20 protein-coding genes are annotated in these 23,288 nt (G+C 69.8%); 8 read left to right on the top strand and 12 right to left on the bottom strand.

Annotation, left to right across the window (positions count from 1 at the left end; translation table 11 throughout):
* Positions 1-39 precede the first annotated feature (39 nt).
* Positions 40-1,938: an LCP family protein gene (locus tag ACFUN8_RS17595; RefSeq protein ID WP_383637757.1), complete on the top strand. Its 1,899-nt coding sequence runs from the start codon at positions 40-42 to the stop codon at positions 1,936-1,938.
* Between the two features lie 81 nt (positions 1,939-2,019).
* Positions 2,020-3,777, top strand: coding sequence for an LCP family protein (locus tag ACFUN8_RS17600; RefSeq protein WP_383637760.1), 1,758 nt, complete (start codon positions 2,020-2,022; stop codon positions 3,775-3,777).
* Positions 3,778-3,877: 100 nt separating this feature from the next.
* On the opposite strand, the gene ACFUN8_RS17605 is transcribed toward ACFUN8_RS17600, so the two are convergent.
* Positions 3,878-4,909, bottom strand: a complete 1,032-nt coding sequence (locus ACFUN8_RS17605; RefSeq protein WP_383637763.1) for a glycosyltransferase family 2 protein — start codon at positions 4,907-4,909, stop codon at positions 3,878-3,880.
* A gap of 367 nt (positions 4,910-5,276) precedes the next feature.
* Here ACFUN8_RS17605 and ACFUN8_RS17610 point away from each other — a divergent pair, with 367 nt between their 5' ends.
* Positions 5,277-6,668, top strand: a complete 1,392-nt coding sequence (locus tag ACFUN8_RS17610; RefSeq protein WP_383637766.1) for an LCP family protein — start codon at positions 5,277-5,279, stop codon at positions 6,666-6,668.
* A 30-nt stretch (positions 6,669-6,698) separates the two neighbouring features.
* Here ACFUN8_RS17610 and ACFUN8_RS17615 read toward each other — a convergent pair whose 3' ends face one another.
* Complete coding sequence (locus ACFUN8_RS17615; protein WP_383637769.1) at positions 6,699-7,247, bottom strand: acyl-CoA thioesterase; 549 nt, start codon at positions 7,245-7,247, stop codon at positions 6,699-6,701.
* Between the two features lie 129 nt (positions 7,248-7,376).
* Here ACFUN8_RS17615 and ACFUN8_RS17620 point away from each other — a divergent pair, with 129 nt between their 5' ends.
* Entirely contained in the window at positions 7,377-8,648 is a 1,272-nt protein-coding gene (locus ACFUN8_RS17620) for an LCP family protein (RefSeq protein ID WP_383637772.1), read from the top strand.
* Positions 8,649-8,698: 50 nt separating this feature from the next.
* On the opposite strand, the gene ACFUN8_RS17625 is transcribed toward ACFUN8_RS17620, so the two are convergent.
* Together ACFUN8_RS17625 and ACFUN8_RS17630 are read right to left on the bottom strand one after the other, a co-directional pair.
* Positions 8,699-9,202, bottom strand: a complete 504-nt coding sequence (locus ACFUN8_RS17625; RefSeq protein ID WP_383637775.1) for a DinB family protein — start codon at positions 9,200-9,202, stop codon at positions 8,699-8,701.
* 96 nt (positions 9,203-9,298) lie between these two features.
* Positions 9,299-10,471, bottom strand: a complete 1,173-nt coding sequence (locus ACFUN8_RS17630; RefSeq protein ID WP_383637778.1) for an acyl-CoA dehydrogenase family protein — start codon at positions 10,469-10,471, stop codon at positions 9,299-9,301.
* Positions 10,472-10,668: 197 nt separating this feature from the next.
* On the opposite strand from ACFUN8_RS17630, the gene ACFUN8_RS17635 reads away from it, so the two are divergent.
* Positions 10,669-12,015 (top strand): UDP-glucose dehydrogenase family protein, encoded by a 1,347-nt coding sequence (locus tag ACFUN8_RS17635; protein WP_383637780.1) that lies wholly within the window; start codon positions 10,669-10,671, stop codon positions 12,013-12,015.
* Positions 12,016-12,057: 42 nt separating this feature from the next.
* Here ACFUN8_RS17635 and ACFUN8_RS17640 read toward each other — a convergent pair whose 3' ends face one another.
* The 4 genes from ACFUN8_RS17640 to ACFUN8_RS17655 all read right to left on the bottom strand — a co-directional run bounded on the left by ACFUN8_RS17640 (position 12,058) and on the right by ACFUN8_RS17655 (position 16,274).
* Positions 12,058-13,218: a dipeptidase gene (locus ACFUN8_RS17640; RefSeq protein WP_383637783.1), complete on the bottom strand. Its 1,161-nt coding sequence runs from the start codon at positions 13,216-13,218 to the stop codon at positions 12,058-12,060.
* Between the two features lie 214 nt (positions 13,219-13,432).
* On the bottom strand, positions 13,433-14,626 hold the full coding sequence (locus tag ACFUN8_RS17645; protein ID WP_383637804.1) for a dipeptidase: 1,194 nt from the start codon (positions 14,624-14,626) through the stop codon (positions 13,433-13,435).
* Between the two features lie 8 nt (positions 14,627-14,634).
* Positions 14,635-15,159 carry a 5-(carboxyamino)imidazole ribonucleotide mutase gene (gene purE / locus ACFUN8_RS17650; RefSeq protein WP_383637786.1) on the bottom strand — a complete coding sequence of 175 codons (525 nt, stop codon included), beginning with the start codon at positions 15,157-15,159 and terminating at the stop codon, positions 14,635-14,637.
* Positions 15,156-16,274, bottom strand: coding sequence for a 5-(carboxyamino)imidazole ribonucleotide synthase (locus ACFUN8_RS17655; RefSeq protein WP_383637807.1), 1,119 nt, complete (start codon positions 16,272-16,274; stop codon positions 15,156-15,158). Before ACFUN8_RS17655 ends, purE begins: the two co-directional genes overlap by 4 nt.
* Positions 16,275-16,451: 177 nt before the next feature.
* Here ACFUN8_RS17655 and ACFUN8_RS17660 point away from each other — a divergent pair, with 177 nt between their 5' ends.
* On the top strand, positions 16,452-16,949 hold the full coding sequence (locus ACFUN8_RS17660) for a GtrA family protein (RefSeq protein ID WP_383637789.1): 498 nt from the start codon (positions 16,452-16,454) through the stop codon (positions 16,947-16,949).
* Here ACFUN8_RS17660 and ACFUN8_RS17665 read toward each other — a convergent pair.
* Together ACFUN8_RS17665 and ACFUN8_RS17670 are read right to left on the bottom strand one after the other, a co-directional pair.
* The gene (locus tag ACFUN8_RS17665) at positions 16,942-18,207 is read right to left on the bottom strand and encodes an ATP-binding protein (RefSeq protein WP_383637792.1); all 1,266 of its coding nucleotides are present in this window, start codon (positions 18,205-18,207) and stop codon (positions 16,942-16,944) included. The genes ACFUN8_RS17660 and ACFUN8_RS17665 overlap by 8 nt on opposite strands.
* 118 nt (positions 18,208-18,325) lie before the next feature.
* On the bottom strand, positions 18,326-19,003 hold the full coding sequence (locus tag ACFUN8_RS17670) for a response regulator transcription factor (RefSeq protein WP_354605418.1): 678 nt from the start codon (positions 19,001-19,003) through the stop codon (positions 18,326-18,328).
* A gap of 261 nt (positions 19,004-19,264) precedes the next feature.
* Here ACFUN8_RS17670 and ACFUN8_RS17675 point away from each other — a divergent pair, with 261 nt between their 5' ends.
* Positions 19,265-20,818, top strand: a complete 1,554-nt coding sequence (locus ACFUN8_RS17675) for a peptide MFS transporter (RefSeq protein WP_383637795.1) — start codon at positions 19,265-19,267, stop codon at positions 20,816-20,818.
* 72 nt (positions 20,819-20,890) lie between these two features.
* Here ACFUN8_RS17675 and ACFUN8_RS17680 read toward each other — a convergent pair whose 3' ends face one another.
* Together ACFUN8_RS17680 and ACFUN8_RS17685 are read right to left on the bottom strand one after the other, a co-directional pair.
* Positions 20,891-21,379, bottom strand: a complete 489-nt coding sequence (locus tag ACFUN8_RS17680) for an ATP-binding protein (protein WP_383637798.1) — start codon at positions 21,377-21,379, stop codon at positions 20,891-20,893.
* A gap of 227 nt (positions 21,380-21,606) precedes the next feature.
* Positions 21,607-21,975, bottom strand: coding sequence for an STAS domain-containing protein (locus ACFUN8_RS17685; protein ID WP_078076999.1), 369 nt, complete (start codon positions 21,973-21,975; stop codon positions 21,607-21,609).
* Positions 21,976-22,317: 342 nt separating this feature from the next.
* Here ACFUN8_RS17685 and ACFUN8_RS17690 point away from each other — a divergent pair, with 342 nt between their 5' ends.
* Positions 22,318-23,223, top strand: coding sequence for an RNA polymerase sigma factor SigF (locus ACFUN8_RS17690; protein WP_383637801.1), 906 nt, complete (start codon positions 22,318-22,320; stop codon positions 23,221-23,223).
* The last annotated feature ends 65 nt before the right edge of the window (positions 23,224-23,288 follow it).

Raw genomic sequence — 23,288 nt, forward strand, 5'->3', positions numbered from 1 at the left:
AGGCGCTTCGCGTGGCACCGACGGAGGACTCAAGCAACCGTGGATGCGCATAGCCGTGGGCAGTCGGACGGGATCGACCCCGCCGACCAGTGGGTACTCAACCCGCAGACCGGCAATTACGAATTGCGACTGAACCACTCCGAAGGGCAGTCGTCCGCCCCTTCTCGCGACGCGGGAAACGGGCAGGGCGCCCCTCGCCGGTCCAGAAACGCGCCACCCACGGACGGTGCGCCGCAGGGCCGTTCCGGCAGAGACCGCAGAGCGCCCGGCGCCGCGGGAGCGGGCGCCGGTGCGAGCGCGAGTGCCGGTGCCGGTGCGGGTACCGACGGCTCGGCCGACGACGCGGGCGCGCGCGTTCCCCGTGCCCGTAACGCCTCGGGTTCCACCGGTGCTTCCGGTACGTCCCGGCGGGACGTACCCGGCCAGCGTGGCCGCCGCGCCGCGAACAACGCCGACGCCGCGTCCGCCGCGGCCGGCCGCCGTAAGCGCAAGGCACCGCCCAAGTCCCGGAAGAAGAAGATCCTCGGCTGGACGGGCGGCATCACGGCGTTCGTGCTCATCGGTGGAGCCGGCGCCGCCTATTACGTCTACCAGGACCTCAACAGCAACATCAACACGATCGACGTCGAGGGAGCGGGCAGCGGCGGCTTCAAGAAGGACCAGGCCGTCAACATCCTGGTGATCGGCACCGACAAGCGCACCGGGGCCGGCAACGAGGGCTACGGCGACAAGGAGAGCGTCGGCCACGCCGACACCACGTTCCTCTTCCATGTCTCCAAGGACCGGACGAACGCGACCGCGCTCTCCATCCCCCGCGACCTGATCACCGACATCCCGGACTGCGAGACGAACACCGAGGAAGGCAAGAAGGTCGTCCCCGGCCAGCAGGGCGTCCGCTTCAACACCAGCCTCGGCCAGTCCGAGCGGGACCCGGGCTGCACGATGCGTACGGTCACGGAACTCACCGGGCTGAAGGTCGACCACTTCATGATGGCCGACTTCAACGCGGTGAAGACGCTGACGACCGCGGTCGGCGGTGTCGAGGTGTGCGTCGGCAAGGACGTCGACGACCCCGACTCCCATCTGAAGCTGAGCAAGGGCAAGCACGTCATCGAGGGCGAGCAGGCTCTCGCCTTCGTCCGTACGCGGCACAGTTTCGGCAACGAGAGCGACCTGGACCGGATCCAGACCCAGCAGCAGTTCCTCAGCTCACTGATCCGCAAGATGAAGTCCAGCGAGACGCTCACCAGCCCCACGAAGCTGTGGGACCTGGCGTCGGCGGCGACGAAGGCGCTCACGGTCGACACGGGCATCGGCAGCATCCAGAAGCTCAGCGACCTCGGCAAGGAAATGGCCAAGGTCAATCCGAAGAACATCACCTTCACCACGCTGCCCGTGATAGACAACCCGGCCGAAGTCGTGAAGGCGACGGTCGTGGTGAACGAGGCGCAGGCGAAACCGCTGTTCGCGATGATGCAGAGCGACACCTCTCTCACCGAGGTGAAGCAGAAGGAGAAGGACGCCAAGAACAAGCAGGCGGCGCTTCTCAAGGGAACCAAGGCGGCCGCCGCCGATGTCAGGGTCGATGTGTTCAACGGCGGCGGGCCGCAGGGTTCCGCCCAGGAGACTCTCGCCTGGCTGCAGAACGAGGAAGGCGTGCCGAAGTCCACCAACAAGGGCAACGCGCCCGCCGAGTTGGACAAGACATCGCTGGAGTACGCACCGAACCAGGCCGACCAGGCCCGCCGTCTCGCGGACATGATGGGCCTGCCCGCCGCGGCGATGAAGCCGGGCAAGGAGGACGCCGAGGGGCTGGAAGCGATGACGCTGACCCTCGGGGCGGACTTCAAGGGCGCGGGGGTGCCCATCACCGGTCCGGCGAAGGCGCCGGAGGGCGTACAGAAGGTGGAAGCGGACAAGCAAGTGTGCGCCAAGTGAGACCGGCTCCGGTATGCCCGGAACGCCGGCTCACGCGGAGCGCTTGAGCGACAGGGGTAGGGGCACGGGGTGGGGCAGAGCATGCACAGACAGTGGACGCGACAAAGTGTCCCGCACGCCGGTGAGTTGGGCTGGGACGACAGTCTGTACGAGAGCGACGGCGCGGGCGGCGCGAGTGCCGCCGGCGGTCCTGACGGTGCGTCAGGCGGCGCCGCGAGCGCCGGGTCGGGGTCCGGGTCGGGCGACGACTCCGGTTCCGGTGACGGCACAGGCTCCGGCTCCGGCTCCGGCTCCGGCTCGACGGGACGAGGCCGTCCCCGCCGCAACGGCGCGCGCCCACGCAACCGGCGCGGCAAGCGCCGAATACTGCGCTGGGTCTCCTCCGCCCTCGCCCTGCTGATACTCGGCACGGCCGGCGCCGGATACCTCTACTACCGTCATCTCGACGGCAAGCTCAAGAAGGAAGACCTGACGCTCGGCGACAAGCCGATGGCCGACCACAAGGCCAACTCCGCGGGCCAGACCCCGCTCAACATCCTGCTCATCGGCTCCGACGCCCGTGACACCAAGGCGAACCAGGACCTGGGCGGCGCGAAGGAGACCTTCGGCGGCCCCCCTCTGGCCGACGTACAGATGCTGCTCCATGTGTCGGCCGACCGCAGCAACATGTCGGTCGTCAGCATGCCGCGCGACACCATGCTGAAGATGCCCAAGTGCACGGACCCGGACACCAAGAAGGTCTACCCGGCGAGTACGGGCAACATACAGACCAACGCCAGCCTGGGGCGCGGGGGTCCTGGCTGCACGGTGGCCACCTGGTACGAGCTGACCGGCATCACCATCGACCACTTCATGATGATCGACTTCGCGGGTGTGGTGTCGATGGCCGACGCCATCGGCGGCGTGCCGGTCTGTGTCGAGGAGAACGTCCACTCGCGCAACGCCGAGGGCAAGGGCTCCGGGCTGAAGCTGGAGAAGGGCGAGAACGTCATCCAGGGCGAGCAGGCCCTCCAGTGGCTGCGTACGCGTTACGGCTTCGAGGACGGCAGCGACCTCGCCCGTACCCACGCCCAGCACATGTACATGAACTCGATGGTCCGCGAGCTGCGCAAGGGCGCCAAGCTGACCGACCCCGGAAAGCTGATGAGCCTGGCCGAGGCGGCCACCGACGCGCTGACCGTCGACAAGGGCATCGACGGCGTCAGCAAGCTCTACGGCCTGGCGGAAGAGCTCAAGAAGGTGCCCACGAAGCGCATCACGATGGCGACGATGCCGAACGTGTACGGCACGGGCACCGAGGCCGGGCGGGTGTTCCCGAAGCCCGGCGACGCCGACCAGTTGTTCACCATGGTCCGCGACGACGTGCCGCTCGACGGCAAGGCGTCCAAGCGCAAGCCCCCGGCCGAGTCCAAGGACCCGGCGGCGGCTCCGGCCGACACCGGGGTGCTCGTACGCAACGGAACGGGCAGCGACACCCAGGCACCGACGCCGCAGCGGGCCACCGCGGTGGCGGGGCTGCTCGTCGGCAAGGGCTACACGAAGGCCGTGTCGGACGCCACGCTCGATCCCACCGCGCGTACCGAAGTCCGCTACCCCAGCGCCGACTTGGAGGGTGACGCGCAGGCGGTCGCCAAGTCCCTCGGCCTTCCGGTCACTTCGGCGAAGAAGTCGACGGACGTGTCGGGTGTGACGCTGGTCGTGGGCGCCGACTGGCGTACGGGTGACACGTACCCGAAGGCGGCGGCGAAGGACGAGAACAAGACGCCGGACACGGCGCGGGCGCTCAACGGGGCCGACGAGAGCAAGTGCATGGAGATCCAGCCCGGCTTCACCTGGTAGCCGGGAGGCCGCGTACGAGAAGGAGCCCCGGGCGCGTCGCCCGGGGCTCCTTCCGTAGCACCTGTCGTAGGTCGCTCTCGTACGTACGTAACCGCCTTGCTCAGGCGTTCTGTTGGACCGCCGGGCGGCGGCTCCCGATGACCTTCTTGGCGAGCGAGCGCGGGCTGGTCAGGAAGCCGACACCCCACGACATGTGCATCGTGGCGAGCGCGAGCGGGATCTGGAGCCGTGCCTTGAGGGGCAGGCCCTTGCCCGCGGGTATCGAGCCCGCCACGATCGCGGCGAGGTAGCCAACGGGGACGATCAGCGCCCACGGTGTGAAAGCCAGGCCGACGACGACGCCCGCGGCGTTGGCACAGACCGCGACCGGCGGCGCGAGATAGCGCAGATTGATCGAGCCCGAGTGGAAGCGGGCGACGACATGGCGCCAACGGCCGTAGTCCTTGTACTGCTTGGCGAGCGCCCGGACGGACGGCCGCGGCCGGTACTGGACCCGCAGCTCGGGCGAGAACCAGATCTGGCCGCCGGCCTCACGGATCCGGAAGTTCAGCTCCCAGTCCTGGGCGCGGATGAACTCCTCGTTGTAGCCGCCCTGTTGCTCCAGCGCGGCCCGCCGGAAGACACCGAGATACACGGTCTCGGCGGGGCCGGCCTTGCCGCCCGTGTGGAAGGCCGCGTTGCCGACGCCGATCTTGGAGGTCATCGCGGCGGCGACGGCGTGCTCCCAGTCGGTCTCGCCCTCGGCGTGCATGATGCCGCCGACGTTCTGCGCGCCCGTCTCCTCCAGGAGCCGTACGGCGGTCGCGATGTAGTTCGGCGAGAGCATGCCGTGGCCGTCGACACGTACGACGACGGGGTGCTTGGACGCCTTGATGGCGGCGTTGAGCGCCGCCGGCGTGCGGCCGGTGGGATTGGGCACGGTCTGCACGCGGGCGCGGGGGCTGTCCGCCGTCTCGCGTACGAGTTCGGCCGCGATCTCGTCGGTGCGGTCCGTGGACGGGCCGAGCGCGATGACCACTTCCATCTCGCCGTCGTACTCCTGCTCCAGGATGTGCTGGACGGAGTTCCTCAGATGCCGTTCCTCGTCGAGGACCGGCATGATCACGGAGACGGCGGGGGGCTGGGCAGGCATGTGGTCCTTCGGGCGTCAGGGAGACGGGTTGCTCGAACGCCACGTTACCGCGAATGGGGGACTGCGACGCGCGTCGGGCGGGCTCAGCGCAAGGCTGCTGATCGTATGGGCCTACGTTGCGTCCCTTGGCCGCCCTTCGCCCCGTCACCCGGCAGTCCAGTCGTTCCCGTCACCCGCGGAGGTGTCCCCCGTGCCCACACCACCCCGCTCCCCCCGGCCCCGGCCCGCCGGCCGGCCGAGACCGTCGCGGACCGGCGTCCGGAACACCGGGAACACCCGGAACGCCGGGAACACCGGGGCCACCGGGAACGTCCGAAAGGCCCCGCCGGTACGCGGCCGACGAGGGAACGGGCGGCCGCGCTGGGGAATGCGGGTGGCCACGACCCTCTCGGTCCTGGTGCTCGGCGCCGGCGGCATCGGCCACGCGATCGTGACGAGTCTCGACACCGGAATCGGCCGGGTCGACCCGTTCAAGGACATGAAGAACCGCCCCGACGGGGGCCATGGCATGAACATCCTCCTGGTCGGCACCGACGGCCGCGACAAGATCACCAAGGAGGAGCGGCAGAAGTACCGGCTCGGCGGCGCCCCTTGCCGCTGCACCGACACGATCATGCTCGTGCACATCTCGGAGGACCGGGAGCGCGCGAGCGTCGTGAGCCTGCCGCGCGACAGTTACGCGGAGCTGCCCTCGCACACCGACGGCACCACCGGCGACAAGCACGGGCCCCACCCGGTGAAGCTCAACGCGGCGTATTCGGAGGGCGGTCCGCAGCTGACGGTCAGGACCGTCGAGAGCATGACGGGCGTGAAGATCAACCACTATCTGGAGGTGGACTTCACCAGCTTCATGAAGACGGTCGACTCGCTCGGCGGGGTGGAGATCTGCACCGCCAAGCCGCTGAAGGACTCGCACACCGGCCTCGACCTGACCGCGGGGACGCACAAGCTGGACGGCGGTCAGGCGCTCCAGTACGTACGGTCCCGCTATCTCGACGGCTCGTCCGACCTCGGCAGGATGCAGCGCCAGCAGCGCTTCATGGCGGCGCTGATCAAGCAGGCGACCAGCAGCGGTGTGCTGCTGAACCCGGTGAAGCTCCGCGGGGTGACCTCGACGATGCTCGACTCGGTCCGGGCGGACAAGGGCTTCGGTACGCGGGAGATGCTGGCGCTCGGCGAGGCGATGCGCGGCTTCACCCCGGCGTCGTCGGAGTTCACGTCGGTGCCGGTCACCGCCGGTGGATTCCCGGTCAAGGGCATCGGCTCGACGTTGAAGTGGGACCCGGTGAAGTCGAAGAAGCTGTTCCGGGCGCTGCGCGAGGACAAGCCGCTGACGCCGCCGGCCCCCGGGGGCCGGCGCGGGCCGCAGGGGCCGAAGGAGCCGCCGGCCGCGATGGTCGAGGTGTCGCCGCAGCAGATCAGGGTGCAGGTCTACAACGCGACGCGGCGGGACGGACTGGGCCAGCGCGTCGACGGCGCGCTGCGCGGGACCGGCTTCAACACGACGCGGGCGCCGCTGAACCACACGGGCCCCGAGGTGTCGCGTACGCAGGTGCTGTTCGACCCGCGCTGGGACCGTTCGGCGAAGTCCCTGGCGACGGCGCTGCCGGGCTGTGAGCTGCGGCCGGTGCCCCGGCAGGGCGCGACGCTGAAGGTGATGGCCGGAACGGACTACAAGACGGTGCGGCCGGTACGGGCGGAGGACGCGCACCAGGGCGAGTTCGGGGCGGTCACGGGTGACCAGGTGGTGTGCCCGTGACGGCGGACCGTACGCACCTCGCCGGGAGGATCAGTCGTCGATGCCGTCCGCGACGCGCTTCTCACGCAGTTCCTTGATCGCGCGCCGCCGGGCGAGCCGGTGCGTACGCCGGATCTGCGCCTCCTGGTAGCGCCGCTTGTCGCGCTCGGTCTCCGGGATCACCGGCGGTACGGGACGGGGCTTGCCGTCCGCGTCGACGGCGGCGAAGACGAGATAGGCGCTGCCGACCTGCTGGGCGGGGGTCGACTCGTTCCAGCGCTCGGCGAGCACGCGTACGCCGACCTCCATGGAGGACCGGCCGGTCCAGTTGACCTGGGCCTTGACATGGACCAGGTCCCCGACCCGTACCGGCTCCAGGAAGACCATCTCGTCCATGGACGCGGTGACCGCGGGCCCTCCCGAGTGCCGGCCCGCGACCGCGCCCGCGGCGTCGTCGACGAGCTTCATGATCACGCCGCCGTGCACCGTGCCGAGGAGGTTGGTGTCACTGCCGGTCATGATGTGGCTGAGCGTGGTGCGGGACGCCGAGGTGGGCTTACCCGGAATATCTGTCTCGGGGCGGACGGCCTGGTCTGTCATGCCCTCCACCCTATGCGGGGGTCCGTCACGGGTCGTCACGGGTCGCATTGCATCAGCTTGGCAACAGGCATGCTGTGATTTTCCTCCACCCCTGTATGCGCGACACCTCCGAGCCGCACACTGGTCGGCATGAACGATGGATGGAACGGCGACCGCGCTGACCGTGGCGGCGAGCGTTACGGACGCGGCAGCGCGGGCGCGCAGCCCGAGGGCGCGCGCGCCATGCCCCACGTGCAGCGGCGCGCCGTCCCCCAGCAGCCGTCGCAGGGGTACGACGAGGGGTACGACCCGCCTCCGTACAACAGCGACTACAACACGGGTCAGGTCTACGGCACCCCGGCCGACCGGGGCCGGGGCGGGCCGCCGAGCGTGCCCCCGCAGGGTTCGTACAACAACGGCGGGGGCTACCCCCCGGACCACGCACCGGACTGGCGGCGCCGTATCAAGATCACCGCGATCTCAGTGGTCGTCGTCGTGCTCACCGTCTCCATAGGCACGTACTTCTGGGCCGACTCCAAGCTCAAGCGCGAGGTCGATCTCTCGAAGGTCATCGAGCGGCCGGACTCGGGTGACGGCACGAACTATCTGATCGTGGGTTCCGACAGCCGTGAGGGCATGTCCGACGAGGAGAAGAAGGACCTCCACACGGGCAGCGCGGAAGGCAAGCGCACGGACTCGATGATGATCCTGCACGACGGCTCGAACGGCCCGACGCTGGTCTCGCTGCCGCGCGACTCGAACGTGACGATCCCGTCGTTCCGCGGCTCGGAGTCCGGGAAGATGTTCCCGGCCACGGGCCGGGAGACGAAGCTCAACGCCACGTACGCGACGGACGGGCCCGAACTGCTCGTCCGCACGGTCGAGTTCAACACCGGACTGCGCATCGATCACTACGTCGAGATCGGCTTCGCGGGCTTCGCCAACATCGTGGACGCGATCGGCGGTGTCGAACTCGACATCCCGAAGGCATTCAAGGACGAGAAGTCGGGCGCCGACTTCAAGGCGGGCAAGCAGACGCTGGACGGCGAGCAGTCGCTGGCGTTCGTCCGCACGCGGTACGCGTTCGCGGGCAGTGACCTGGACCGTACGAAGAACCAGCAGAAGTTCCTGGCGGCCCTGGCCTCGCAGACGGCCACGCCGGGCACGATCCTCAACCCGTTCAAGCTCTACCCGACGCTGGGCGCGGGCCTGGACACCCTGATCGTCGACAAGGACATGTCCCTCTGGTCGCTGAGCCAGATGTTCTTCGCGATGAAGGGCGTCACGGGCGGCGACGGTACGTCGATGAACATCCCGATCTCGGGCAGCAAGGGCGGGAACCTGGTCTGGGACAAGGCCAAGGTCAAGAAGCTCGTGGAGCAGCTGAACAACGACGAGAAGGTCACGGTCACCTCGAACTGAGACCGGGGCCGGGCCGGCGGCGCCGGCCCATGGCTCGATCCGGCGGGCGGTCACTCCTGGGGAAGCTCCTGGTGATCGCCCGTCGTCCCGTCGATCAGCTCCCGCACGATGTCCATGTGGCCGGCGTGCCGCGCCGTCTCCTCGATCATGTGGATCAGGACCCAGCGCATGCTGACGACCCTGCCGTCCCACGCGGTGCCCGTGGCCTCCAGGTCGGTCTCGTGGATGGCCCGGTCGGCGGCGGCGCGGGCACGGGCGTAGAAGGCCAGGATGCCGGCGGTGGACTCGTCCGGCGCGACGGTCATGTCCTCGGTCTCGGTGTCGAACCAGAACGGCTCGCCGGCCCGCCCGAACGGCTCGCAGAACCAGCCGTACTCGACGGTCGCGAGGTGCTTCACGAGCGACAGCAGGTTGGTGCCGGAGGGCGTCACGGCCCGCCGCAGCGCCTCGTCGTCCAGCCCGTCGAGCTTCCACACGACGACATCCCGATGCCGGTCGAGGGCGACGTACAGAGTGTCCTTCTCGCCGCCGGTGTGCGGAACGGATCTGATCATGCCGGGAAGGTAGCAGCGCCCACCGACAACGGCCCCCGGTTGTCCACCGGACGCCCCGGCCCGACTCCTGGGCCGGGGCGTTCAAGCGCGGTCGTGCTACGGGAGGTTGCGGGCCATCACGATGCGCTGGACCTGGTTCGTGCCCTCGTAGATCTGGGTGATCTTGGCGTCGCGCATCATCCGTTCCACCGGGTAGTCGCGCGTGTAGCCGTAGCCGCCGAGGAGTTGGACCGCGTCCGTCGTGATCTCCATCGCGACGTCCGAGGCGAAGCACTTGGCCGCGGCGCCGAAGAAGGTCAGCTGTTCCTTGTCGCCGCCGTCGGAGACGCGCTGGGAGCGGGCCGCCGCCGAGTAGGTGAGCTGGCGGGCCGCCTCCAGCTTCATCGCCATGTCGGCGAGCATGAACTGGACGCCCTGGAAGTCGCCGATCGGCTTGCCGAACTGCTTGCGCTCCTTGACGTAGCCCGCCGCGTAGTCGAGGGCGCCCTGGGCGATGCCGAGGGCCTGGGCCGCGATCGTGATGCGGGTGTGGTCCAGGGTCTTCATCGCCGTCGCGAAGCCCGTGCCCTCGGCGCCGATGAGGCGGTCGGCCGGGATGCGGACGTTGTCGAGGTAGACCTCGCGGGTCGGGGAGCCCTTGATGCCGAGCTTCTTCTCCGGGGCGCCGAAGGAGACGCCCTCGTCGTCCTTCTCGACGACGAACGCCGAGATGCCCTTCGTACGGAGGTCGGGGTCGGTGACGGCCATCACCGTGTAGTACTGGGAGACGCCGGCGTTGGTGATCCAGCGCTTCACACCGTTGAGTACGTAGCTGTCGCCGTCCCGTACGGCCTTGGTCTTCATGCCGCCGGCGTCCGAGCCCGCGTCCGGCTCGGAGAGGCAGTACGAGAACATTCCGTCGCCCTTGGCCAGCGGCCCGAGGTACTTCTTCTTGAGGTCCTCGCCGCCGGAGAGGATGACAGGCAGCGAGCCGAGCTTGTTCACCGCCGGGATCAGGGAGGACGAGGCGCAGGCGCGGGCGACCTCCTCGATGACGATCACGGTCGCCAGGGCGTCGGCCCCGGCGCCGCCGTACTCCTCGGGGACATGGACCGCGTGCAGATCGGCGGCGACCAGCGCGTCGAGCGCCTCCTGCGGGAAGCGCGCCTCCTCGTCGACCGCGGCGGCGAACGGCGCGATCTTCGCCTCGGAGAGGGCACGTACGGCGTCGCGGAGCATGTCGTGCTCCTCGGACGGGCGGTACAGGTCGAAATCAGCCGATCCGGCCACGGTCTTCCACTCCCCTGATGAATCCGATGAATGCTAACTACCGTTAAGTAACACTGATTTTAAAGGGCCCGCGCGCCGGTGGCCTACGTGAGTTTGCCGACAGCTCCCACGCACTGCCGTACGGGTGCCCGAAAGGGGGTCCGAGCGGCGCGGCTATGCTCGGGCACCGCATCCCGACCGCACTCCCAGGAGCACCCATGGCCCTCAAGATCACTGTGATCGGCACCGGCTACCTCGGCGCCACCCACGCCGCGGCCATGGCGGAACTGGGCTTCGAGGTTCTCGGGCTCGACGTCGTCCCCGAGAAGATCGAGATGCTGTCGGCGGGCAGGGTCCCGATGTACGAGCCCGGCCTGGAGGACCTGCTGCGCAAGCATGTCGCCGGCTTCGAGGGGTCGAGCGGCCGGCTGCGCTTCACCTCCTCCTGGGAGGAGATCGGCGCCTTCGGCGACGTCCACTTCGTCTGTGTGAACACCCCGCAGAAGCATGGCGAGTACGCGTGCGACATGAGCTACGTGGAGAGCGCCTTCGACTCGCTGGCCCCGCAGCTGGGCCGGGCGGCGCTGGTGGTCGGCAAGTCGACCGTGCCCGTCGGCAGCGCGGAGCGCCTGGCGCGGCGGCTGACCGAGCTGGCGCCCGCCGGCGAGGACGTCGAACTGGCGTGGAATCCGGAGTTCCTGCGGGAGGGCTTCGCCGTACAGGACACGCTCCACCCGGACCGGATCGTCGTGGGTACGGAGAGCGAGCGCTCCGAGAAGCTGCTGCGCGAGGTGTACGCGACTCCGATCGGGGAGGGGTCGCCGTTCATCGTGACGGACTTCCCGACCGCCGAGCTGGTGAAGACCGCAGCGAACTCCTTCCTCGCCACCAAGATCTCCTTCATCAACGCGATGGCCGAGGTCTGCGAGGCGGCCGGCGGCGACGTGGTGAAGCTGGCGGAGGCCATCGGTCACGACGAGCGCATCGGGAAGAAGTTCCTGCGCGCCGGGATCGGCTTCGGCGGCGGCTGTCTGCCCAAGGACATCCGCGCGTTCATGGCGCGGGCGGGCGAGCTGGGCGCGGACCAGGCGCTGACGTTCCTGCGCGAGGTCGACTCGATCAACATGCGGCGCCGCGGCCACATGGTGGAGCTGGCGCGCGAGGCGGTCGGCGGGGACTCGTCGTTCCTCGGCAAGCGGGTCGCGGTGCTGGGCGCCACGTTCAAGCCGGACTCGGACGACGTACGGGACTCCCCCGCGCTGAACGTCGCCGGACAGATCCATCTCCAGGGCGGTCAGGTGACCGTGTACGACCCGAAGGGCATGGACAACGCCCGTCGGCTCTTCCCGACGCTGGGATACGCGGAGTCCGCGCTGGAGGCGGTGCGCGGCGCCGATGTCGTGCTGCACCTCACCGAGTGGCGCGAGTTCCGCGAGCTGGACCCGGCGGAGCTGGGCGGGGCCGTGACGCGGCGGCTGATCCTCGACGGGCGCAACGCGCTGGACCCGGCGGTGTGGCGCGGGGCGGGCTGGACGTACCGGGCGATGGGGCGGCCGAGGGCCTGACCGGCCCCGTACCCGAACGGCCTGGCCGGCCCCTGTACCCAACTACCGGCGGGCGCCGTCCAGTTCCTCGATCGTCGCCGTCGACGCGGAACGGCGCTGCTGGGCGGCGCGCGCGATGAACTCCGTGTCGCGCAGCACCCGGGCCGCGTTGCCCCAGGTGAGATCGGTGATCGCGGTGTCGTCCCAGCCGCGGTCGAGCAGTTCGGTGATCAACCGCGGGTAGCACGAGGTGTCTTCGAGGCCGTGGGTGTGGGGCGTGTCCGCCTCGCGGCCGTACGTCCCCGAGAGGCCGACGCACTCCGCCCCGGCCACGTCCCGTACCCGCTCGACATGGTCCGCGACGGCGGAGACGGACGGACCGCCACCGTCCCGGGTGGTCTGCTCGGGCGCGAAACTCACCATGCAGACACCGCTGTTGGCGCCGAGCAGGCCCAGGATCTCGTCGGAGACGTTGCTGTCGCCGGGGCCGTCGGTCAGGGCGCGGGCGGCGGAGTGGGAGAACATCGCCGGGGCCTTGGTGACGGCGAAGGTGGCGCGCGCCGTCTCGTCGGACGCGCCGGACAGGTCGATGACGACGCCGAGCCGGTTCAGCTCGCGCACGGCCTCCTGGCCGAAGCGGGTGAGCCCGTCGTCCGCCCAGCGCGCGCCCGCGAGGGTGAGGGCGCGCACACCGAGGAAGTGCAGCGCGCGGAGCGTGGCGAGCGAGTCGCCCATCGCCGGGCCCGAGACGGGGCCGAGGAGCGAGGCGACGCGGCCGCAGTTGCGGGCGTCGGACAGGTCTCCGGCGCCGAGCGCGATACGCAGGCTCTCCGGGCTGGACGTGATCAGGTCCCGTACGAGATCGATCAGCTCCAGCGTGGTGCTGACCGCCCGGCCCTCACGGGCCGCGTCGGCGTCGACGTGGAGCGACCAGAACTGCGCGCCGAGCGCGCCCGCCCGGATCCTCGGCATGTCGGTGTCGAGGAAGGTCTCGCCCTGGTCGAGGTCGTGGGCGTGGTTGGCGCCGCGGCGGCGCAGCAGGGTCGGGGCGAGGCTGTTGTGACCGTCGACGACGGGGTGCGCGGCGAGCAGCGCGCGGGCGCGCTCGGCGGACGACACGGGCACCGCGGTGGTGGCGGGCGCGGGCGGATGCGGCGGCGCGTCCAGATCGCCGACCGCGGCTGTCGAATCCGTGTCGTAGGGGTCGTCCTGAAGGTCGGCCATGACAGGGCTCCGTGGGGTGCGACGGCAGTAGAGCCACCGTGCCACGGGCGGGCGGAGGGGTCGCGGCGGGCGGGCCGTTCGGGGGTACGGGGCGCGGCGCCCGCTCCGTACCGGCCGGGCGGTCCCGCCCCCGTACTGCCGCTCAAGCCGCCGTACGAGGCGGACAGGGCCCGGGGGCGTACGCCGGAGCAGGGCGCCCGCCCCGTACAGCCGCTCAGCCGTCCAGTTCCTCGATCGTCGCCGTCGACGGGCCGCGCTCAGCCCGCAGCCCCCGCGCCACGTCCTCCGCGCCGCGCAGCACCCGTACCGCGTTGTGCCAGGTCAGCTTCGACAGGTCCTCGGGCGACCAGCGGCGGGCGAACAGTTCCGCGACGAGGTTCGGGTAGCCCGCCACGTCCTCCAGGCCCTCCGGTGTGAACGCCGTGCCGTCGAAGTCGCCGCCGATGCCGATGTGGTCGATGCCGGCGACCTCGCGCATGTGGTCCAGGTGGTCGGCGACCGTCGCCGCCGTGGCCGCCGGGCGCGGGTTGGCCTCCTCGTAGGCGCGCTGGATCCGCATCCCCGACTCGGTCGTGTCCAGCGGGTGCGCGCCGTGCTCGCGCATGTTCTCGTCGGCGGCCTTCGTCCAGGCGATCGCCTCGGGAAGGATGAACTTCGGTACGAAGGTGGCCATCGCCACTCCGCCGTTGGCCGCCAGCAGCTCCAGCACGTCGTCCGGGACGTTGCGCGGGTGGTCGCAGACGGCCCGCGCGGAGGAGTGCGAGAAGAGGACCGGCGCGGTGGAGGTCGCGAGCGCGTCGCGCATCGTCGTGGCGGCCACGTGCGAGAGGTCGACCAGCATGCCGGTGCGGTTCATCTCGCGTACGACCTCGTGGCCGAAGGGCGACAGGCCGCCCACGCCCGGCTCGTCGGTCGCGGAGTCCGCCCAGGGGAGGTTGTCGTTGTGCGTGAGCGTCATGTAGCGCACGCCCAGGGCGTACAGGGCGCGCAGTGTGGCGAGGGAGTTGTTGATGGAGTGGCCGCCCTCGGCGCCCATCAGGGAGGCGATCCGGCCCGTGCGGCGGGCGTTCTCCATGTCGTCGGCGGTGCGCGCGGCGGCGAGGTCGTCGGAGTAGCGGGCGATCATGCGCCCGACGACGTCGATCTGCTCCAGGGTCGCGCTGACCGCGGTGTCGCCGGCCATGTCGGAGCGTACGTACACCGACCAGAACTGCGCCCCCACGCCGCCGGCGCGCAGCCGCGGGATGTCGGTGTGCAGGTGCGCCGACTGGTCGTCGGCGATGTCGCGGCGGTCGAGGTCGTAGCGGACCTGCTCGCGCAGTGCCCAGGGGAGGTCGTTGTGCCCGTCGACCACGGGGAAGTCCTCGAGCAGTTCGCGGGCCTGCTCCAGATAGTCCTCGGCGCCCATGGTGGCCCTCACTTCCCGAAGCCGAAGGCGTCGTGGCCCGCGACCTTCGTACGGAGGCGTCTGCCCTTGTCCGTGGCCTGCTCGTTCAGGTGCTGCTGGAAGTCCTTCATACGGGTCTGCAGCTCCGGGTCGTGGGCCGCGAGGATCCGGGCGGCCAGCAGACCGGCGTTCCGGGCTCCTCCTACGGAGACGGTGGCGACCGGTACGCCCGCCGGCATCTGGACGATCGACAGGAGCGAGTCCATGCCGTCCAGGTACTTCAGCGGTACGGGGACCCCGATGACCGGCAGGGGTGTGACCGAGGCCAGCATGCCCGGCAGATGGGCGGCGCCGCCCGCGCCCGCGATGATCGCCCTGAGGCCGCGTCCGGCGGCCTCCTCGCCGTACGCGATCATCTCGCGCGGCATCCGGTGCGCGGAGACGACGTCGACCTCGTACGGGATCTCGAACTCGTCGAGCGCCTGGGCGGCGGCCTCCATGACGGGCCAGTCGGAGTCCGACCCCATGACGACGCCGATGAGGGGAGAGCTCATGTGGTGATCGTTCCTCGGAGGTATCCGGCGGCGTGGCGGGCGCGCTCCAGCACGTCGGCCAGGTCGTCACCGTAGGTGTTGACGTGGCCGACCTTACGGCCGGGCTTCACGTCCTTGCCGTACATGTGGATCTTGAGCTGCGGGTCGTGGGCCATGCAGTGCAGATACGCCGCGTACATGTCGGGGTAGTCGCCGCCCAGCACGTTGCACATGACCGTCCACGGCGCGCGCGGGCGCGGGTCGCCGAGCGGCAGGTCGAGCACGGCCCGTACGTGGTTGGCGAACTGCGAGGTGATCGCGCCGTCCTGGGTCCAGTGGCCTGAGTTGTGCGGGCGCATGGCCAGTTCGTTGACGAGGATCCGGCCGTCGGCCGTCTCGAACAGCTCGACGGCGAGATGGCCGACGACGCCCAGCTCGGCGGCGATCCGCAGCGCGAGCTGCTGGGCCTCGCCGGACAGCTCCTCCGAGAGACCGGGCGCGGGCGCGATGACGGTGTCGCACACGCCGTCGACCTGCCGGGACTCCACGACGGGGTACGCGACGGCCTGGCCGTGCGGCGAGCGCACGATGTTGGCGGCCAGCTCCCGGACGAAGTCGACCTTCTCCTCGGCCAGGACGGGAACGCCGGCGCGGAAGGGCTGCTCGGCGTCGTCCTCCGATCGGGCGAACCACACGCCCTTGCCGTCGTACCCGCCGCGCACCGTCTTGAGGATGACGGGGAAGCCGCCCACCTCGGCGGCGAAGGCCGCGACGTCGGCGGCGTCGGTCACGATGCGGTGGCGCGGGCACGGGGCGCCCAGCTCGGTGAGCCGGGCGCGCATCACGCCCTTGTCCTGCGCGTGCACGAGCGCGTCGGGGCCCGGGCGTACGGGGACGCCGTCCGCCTCCAGGGCGCGCAGATGCTCGATCGGCACATGCTCGTGATCGAAGGTGATCACGTCGCAGCCGCGCGCGAAGGCGCGCAGCGTCTCCAGGTCGCGGTGGTCGCCGACGACCACGTCGCCCACCACCTGCGCCGCGGAGTCCTGTGGGGTCTCGCTGAGGAGCTTGAATCTGAGGCCGAGGGGGATGCCCGCCTCGTGGGTCATACGGGCGAGCTGACCGCCGCCGACCATGCCGACTACCGGGAACGTCACACACCCAGGGTATCCGTCGCGGGGCCTGAGCCGGTCCGGTGGTTACAGTGGGTCGGTCGGCGCCGTCGCTGTGCCGGGGGAGACATCAGCGACGAGACTGCGTCGTCGACCGAACACACACCGACACACACCGACCGGACGGGGCTGAGCGACCAGATGACTGCCGCGCCTTCGCAGCGACCGGCCCTGCGGGAGCGGTTGTCCGTGCTCACGCGCGAGGTCGCCAAGTTCGGGGCGGTCGGCGGGGTGGGGCTGCTGGTCAATCTGGTGGTGTTCAACCTCGTACGGCACACCACCGAGCTGCAGGTGGTGCGGGCGAGCATCCTGGCGACCGTCGTCGCGATCGCCTGCAACTACGTGGGCTTCCGGTACTTCGCCTACCGGGACCGCGACAAGAGCCGCCGCACGAAGGAACTGACGCTCTTCCTGCTGTTCAGCGCGGTCGGGCTGGTCATCGAGAACGGTGTGCTCTACGCGGCGACGTACGGGTTCGGCTGGGACGGGCCGCTGCAGAGCAACGTGTTCAAGTTCCTCGGGATCGGCGTGGCGACGCTGTTCCGCTTCTGGTCGTACCGCACCTGGGTGTTCCGCCGGCTTCAGCCGGAGACGGCGCCCGTGCCCGAGCCGGTGCCGCAGGCCGGCCCGGTCATCTGACCGTCTTCTTCGGCTCCTCGCGTACGCGCACCTCGCGGCTCAGGAACAGCGCGAAGACCGGCGGCTGCTGCTGGAGCAGTTCGAGCCGCCCGCCGTCCGCCTCAGCCAGGTCGCGGGCGACGGCCAGCCCGATGCCCGTCGAGTTGTGCCCGCTGATCGCGCGCTCGAAGATCCGCGCCCCGAGGTCCGCGGGTACGCCGGGCCCCTCGTCCGTCACCTCGATCACGGCCTGGTTGCCGGTGATACGGCTGCGCAGGGCGACCGTGCCGCCGCCGTGCATCAGGGAGTTCTCGATCAGCGCGGCGAGGACCTGGGCGACGGCTCCGGGGGTTCCGACGGCCCGCATGTGCTGGGTGCCGGAGCAGACGATCGCGCGGCCGGCGCTGCGGTAGGCCGGGCGCCACTCCTCGATCTGCTGCTGCACGACATCGTCCAGGTCGAAGACGATCGCCGAACCGGTGCGCGCGTCGCGGGAGTTGGTGAGCAGCCGCTCCACGACATCGGTCAGCCGCTCCACCTGTGTGAGCGCGATCGTCGCCTCTTCCTTGACGGTGTCCGGGTCGTCGGTGGTGGAGATCTCCTCCAGCCGCATGGAGAGCGCGGTGAGCGGCGTACGGAGCTGGTGCGACGCGTCGGCGGCCAGTCGGCGCTCGGCCGTCAGCATCCGCGCGATCCGCTCGGCGCTGGAGTCGAGTACGTCCGCGACCCGGTCCAGCTCGGGTACGCCGTACCGCTTGTGGCGGGGGCGCGGGTCGCCGGAGCCGAGGCGTTCGGCGGTCTCGGCGAGGTCGGTGAGCGGTGACGCGAGCTTGTTGGCCTGGCGTACGGCGAGCAGGACCGCGGCGATGACGGCGAGCAGCGCCACCGCGCCGATGATCATCAGGGTGCGGCCGAGTTCCCGGGTGACGGAGGCGCGGGACTCCTCGACCGTGACGGTCTCGCCCTGTTCGCCCTCGGCCTTGCCCCTGAGGGCGCCGTCGTCGGGGCGGTCGCCGATCTCGACGGTCGGGCGGCCGGGGATCTCGACCTTGGCGTACCGCCCGTCGTCGGTCTGCTCCCGCAGGATCGCCTCGGTGACGCGTTCGCCGCCGAGCAGCCGGCTGTCGACGATGCTGACCAGCCGTTGGGCCTCCAGGTCCACTCGTTCCTGGGCGCTGCTGGTGATGGTGCGGGTCTCGACGATGACGAGCGAGACCCCGAAGACGGCGATGACGACGAGCACCACGGCGAGCGTGGAGTTGATCAGACGACGGCGCACTGTGCCCTACTTCTGTTCGGCCGGGGTCTGCTGTGCCGGGGCCCGCTGTTCGGGGGCTGCTGCCCGGGGCCCGCTGTTCAGGGCCCGCTGTTCGGGGGCTCGGGCCCGATCGTCCGGCTCAGCTCTTCTCGAAGCGGAAACCGACGCCTCGTACCGTCGCGATGTACCGCGGGTTCGCCGCGTCGTCGCCCAGCTTCTTGCGCAGCCACGAGATGTGCATGTCCAGGGTCTTGGTCGACGACCACCAGGTGGTGTCCCAGACCTCGCGCATCAGCTGGTCGCGGGTCACGACCCGGCCCGCGTCCCTGACCAGGACCCGCAGCAGGTCGAACTCCTTCGCGGTGAGCTGGAGCTCCTCCTCGCCCATCCAGGCCCGGTGCGACTCGACGTCGATGCGGACGCCGTGGGTGGTGGGCGAGGCGGCCGGTTCGGTCGCGCCGCGCCGGAGCAGGGCCCGTACCCGGGCGAGCAGCTCGGCGAGGCGGAAGGGCTTGGTCACGTAGTCGTCGGCGCCCGCGTCGAGACCGACCACCGTGTCCACCTCGTCGGCGCGGGCGGTCAGCACCAGCAGGGGCACGGAATGGCCCTCGGAGCGCAGCCTGCGGGCGACTTCGAGGCCGTCCATACCGGGGAGTCCCAGGTCGAGTACGACCAGGTCCACTCCGCCCTGGAGGCCGGCTTCGAGCGCGGTGGGACCGTCTTCGCGTACCTCCACCTCGTAGCCCTCCCTGCGCAGTGCGCGGGCCAGCGGCTCCGAGATGGACGCGTCGTCCTCGGCGAGCAGTACACGGGTCATGAGGTGATGGTAGTCCGCGTGGAGGAGCGGCCGGGCAGTGATCGCCGATGCCTGGGGCTCTGGGACGCGATTGGGTCAACTGCCTTCGAAAGTGACCCGTGGTTCCCTGGAAAACCTGTGATCCATGCCTCAAGTCCTTCCATATGCCGCTCTGTCATGCCGTATGGTGGCCTCGCTCCATGTAGGACCTGTTGGGGATCTTTGGCAGCTTGAGCGCCGAAGGTCCCCTTTTCATGAACCCGAGCAAGCAAGGATCCCCCCATGGCGTCCAGCCTCACCAAGGACTCCCCCGACCCGCCCGGCGGTCCCCACACCACCGGCCACCCCCGCACCACCCCCGAGAAGACGTTCTTCGGCCATCCCCGCGGACTGGCCACGCTCTTCATGACGGAGATGTGGGAGCGCTTCAGCTTCTACGGCATGCGGGCCCTGCTCACGATCTATCTGCTGTCCGGCGGCCCCGACGCCTCGAAGGGGCTCCAGGAGGGCGGTCTGGGCCTGACCCTGGCCACCACGACGGCGATCTACTCGATCTATCTGTCGATGGTCTATCTGCTGGCCATGCCCGGCGGCTGGCTCGGCGACCGGGTCTGGGGCCCGCGCAGGACGGTGACGATCGCGGCCTGCACCATCATGGCGGGCCATCTGACGCTCGCCCTGCCCGGCTCGGGCACCTTCTTCACCGGTCTGGCGCTGGTGGCTCTCGGCTCGGGACTGCTGAAGTCCAACATCTCCACGATGGTCGGCCATCTCTACGACGGCACCGACGACCCGCGCCGCGACGGCGGGTTCACCATCTTCTACATGGGCATCAACATCGGTGCCTTCTTCGCGCCGCTGATCATCGGCACCGTCGGTGAGAAGTACAGCTGGCACCTCGGCTTCGCGCTCGCGGCCGTCGGCATGGGCATCGGTCTGCTCGTGTTCCTGCTCGGTACGAAGCACCTGGCCCCGCGGAGCAGCCACGTCCCGACGCCGCTGTCGCGCGAGGAGCGGGCGAGCTGGCTGACGAAGGGGCTGACCTGGCTGCTGATCGCCTCGGTCTTCTACGGAGTCGTCGTCTTCACCGGCAACTTCACCCTGAACTGGGCGATGGTGCCGCTGACGCTCGCGGGCATCGTCATCCCGGCCGGGGTGCTGATCCGGATAAAGCGCGACAAGGATCTGTCGGCGGCCGAGCAGACGAAGATGTCCGGGTACATCTGGTTCTTCGTCGCGGCCGCCGTCTTCTGGATGATCTACGACCAGGGCGGCTCGACGGTCCAGGCGTTCGGTACGACGAAGGCCGCCGACCAGGTCTTCGGCATCGGCTTCCCGACGTCCTGGTACCAGTCGCTGAACCCCGTGTTCATCATGGCGCTGGCCCCGGTGATCGCCTGGCTCTGGCTCTGGCTGAACCGGCGGGGCCAGGAGCCGAGCACGGTGGTGAAGTTCGCCGCCGGCCTGGCGTTCGTGGGCGTCTCGTTCTTCTTCTTCCTGATCCCGCTGGTCCTGGCGGCGGACGGCACCCTGGTCAGCCCGGTGTGGCTGGTCGGGATCTATCTGATCCAGACCGTCGGCGAGCTGTGCGTCTCGCCGGTGGGCCTGTCGGTGACGACGAAGATGGCGCCGGCGAAGTACGCCAGTCAGATGATGGGCGTCTGGTTCCTCGCGGTCACGGCGGGCGACTCGGTGACGGGGATGCTCTCCATCGCGGGAGTGGATCTGAGCCGTACGGGAGTGGTCGCCGTGGAGGCGCTGCTGGCCACGCTGGCGGGCTTCGCGGTGTTCATGTACCGCAGGAAGGTGCGGGCGCTGATGGGCGACGTGCGCTGACGTGGTGGCATGCGCCGACGTGGTGGCGCGCGGTCCTTGACGTCCTCAGGGCCGCGCGGCCGCCGCGTCACGCTACGCCGGGGCCGCCAGGACGGCCCAGACCGTCTTCCCGGGGGCTCCCGGCGTACGGGCCACTCCCCAGTCCAGACAGAGCCGCTGCACGATGAACATGCCGTGTCCGCCCGGCCGTCCGGCGCGGTGCGGGGTGCGGGGCGCGGGCTGGCCGGTGCCCCGGTCGGTGACTTCGAGGCGCAGCACCTTGGTGTCGGAGGAGACCCGCAGTGATTCGGGGCCCTCGGCGTGCAGGCAGGCGTTGGTGACCAGCTCGGAGACGACGAGCAGTACGTCCTCGGCGGCGGCACGGCGCTCGGCGCTCTCGGCCGGCAGCCAGCCCCAGTCGTAGAGCGCCTGGCGGGTGAAGTCGCGGGCCATCGGAACGATGCCGCTGGCGCTGCCCAACGCCAGGGTGCGTACCCGGCTTTCGGACCCGGCGGAGGTGGTACCCGCGCCGTCCGGCTCGGAGCCGAAGTCGCCCGGCGGAAACTGCCGGGTGGTGCTCATCAGCGCTTCACCTCACCGATTCACCGGTTCGCCGTGTGGTCGATACGTCATACGTCCTACGTCGTTGCTTTGTCGGTACCGCGTCGATACAGAGAGTGCCCGGACTGTTCCGGACGGCCCGGGGACTCTTCTGCCCGGCGTAATCGTGACAACACCCACAAGACCTACGCGGGTGACGTGACACTTGCAACATCTGATTCCCGCGGGGCTCTCGTGCGGCCCCCGGGTCAGTCGGCAAGAGCCGCTTCCAGCGACTCGTGCACGGTGAAGACCGCGTCGGCGCCGGTGATTTCGAAGACCCGGGCGACCACCGGCAGCATCGCGGCCAGATGGACGGCGCCGCCGGCCGCTTCGGCCTTCAGGCGGGCCCCGAGCAGTACGTTCAGCCCGGTCGAGTCGCAGAACTCGAGCTGCGAGCAGTCGACCACGAGGCGTACCCGCCCCTGGTCGATGGCTTCTTCCAGCGGTGCCCGCAACAGTTCGGCGGTGTGGTGATCCAACTCACCCGCCGCTGTCACTACCTCGCTCCGGCCCTCGGTCCGAACTTCGACCCGAAGCCGGCCCCGGTTCGTGCTGCCGACCGTCTGGCGGTCCATGCCCGTCCGTCCCTCTTCTGCCGTGTCCTGCGCCGTCATCAGATGATTCAGAAACTGTCGTCCGGGGCGTTGTGATCACGCTTGTGGGGGCATCCCTCATCGCGTCACGCGCCGTTGACGTTCACCGAAACATTACGCCTTTCATGCGCTCTCCGGTAGCCAATCTCCCACGCAATGCGGACATATGTACGAAATGACACTTGCACGTGTCCGCGCTCAACCGATAGGGCTAGTAAAGACACAACCGACGAGACCGAACACGACCGGCCATGGAGGCGCCGCAAACCGCAGCAGCGCGTATTGGCATCGGCAGCCATATGCCGAGAACGTATGGAGGAGACCATGTCACCCCGGCTCGACGAAGCGCGTACCCACGACGCGCCGTCGACAATCCCGTCCGAACCTGACGAGACCGGCGCCACATCCGCGTCCGGTTTCCCGGGCCTCGATGACATGCCAGAGATCCCGCCCTTCGACGAGGTGGGCGCGCTGGATGCCCGGTCTCTGTCGAAGACCCTCTTCGGGCGCCTCGAAGGTCTGGAAGAGGGCACCCATGAGCACGCCTATGTACGGAACACCCTGGTCGAGCTGAATCTCGCCCTGGTCAAGTTCGCCGCCTCCCGGTTCCGCTCCCGCAGCGAGCCCATGGAGGACATCATCCAGGTCGGCACGATCGGTCTGATCAAGGCGATCGACCGCTTCGAGCTCAGCAGGGGCGTCGAGTTCCCCACCTTCGCGATGCCGACGATCGTCGGCGAGATCAAGCGCTTCTTCCGCGACACGTCGTGGTCGGTGCGGGTGCCGCGAAGGCTGCAGGAGCTCCGTCTCGAACTGGCCAAGGCCGGCGACGAGTTGTCCCAGCAGCTGGACCGCGCACCGACCGTCGCCGAACTCGCCGACCGGCTCGGCATCACCAACGACGAGGTTGTCGAGGGGATGGCGGCGAGCAACGCGTACACGGCCAGCTCGCTGGACGCGCAGCCGGAGGAGGACGACACCGAGGGCGCGTTGTCCGACCGCATCGGCTACGAGGACCACGGGCTCGAAGGCATCGAGTACGTCGAGTCGTTGAAGCCGCTGATAGCGGGGCTCCCGGCGCGCGACCGCACGATCCTGTCGTTGCGGTTCGTCGCCAACATGACGCAGTCGGAGATCGGCGAGGAACTCGGCATCTCCCAGATGCATGTGTCCCGGCTGCTGTCGCGCACGCTCGTCAGGCTGCGGAAGGGTCTGACGATCGAGGAGTGACGGCTCGTTCCTCAAGCTTTTCGGGGGCGTTGTCGCGCCGGTGGCCCGGCAGCCGTATCGACGGC

It is taken from the genome of Streptomyces sp. NPDC057307 (assembly GCF_042667665.1).
GTDB lineage: Bacteria > Actinomycetota > Actinomycetes > Streptomycetales > Streptomycetaceae > Streptomyces.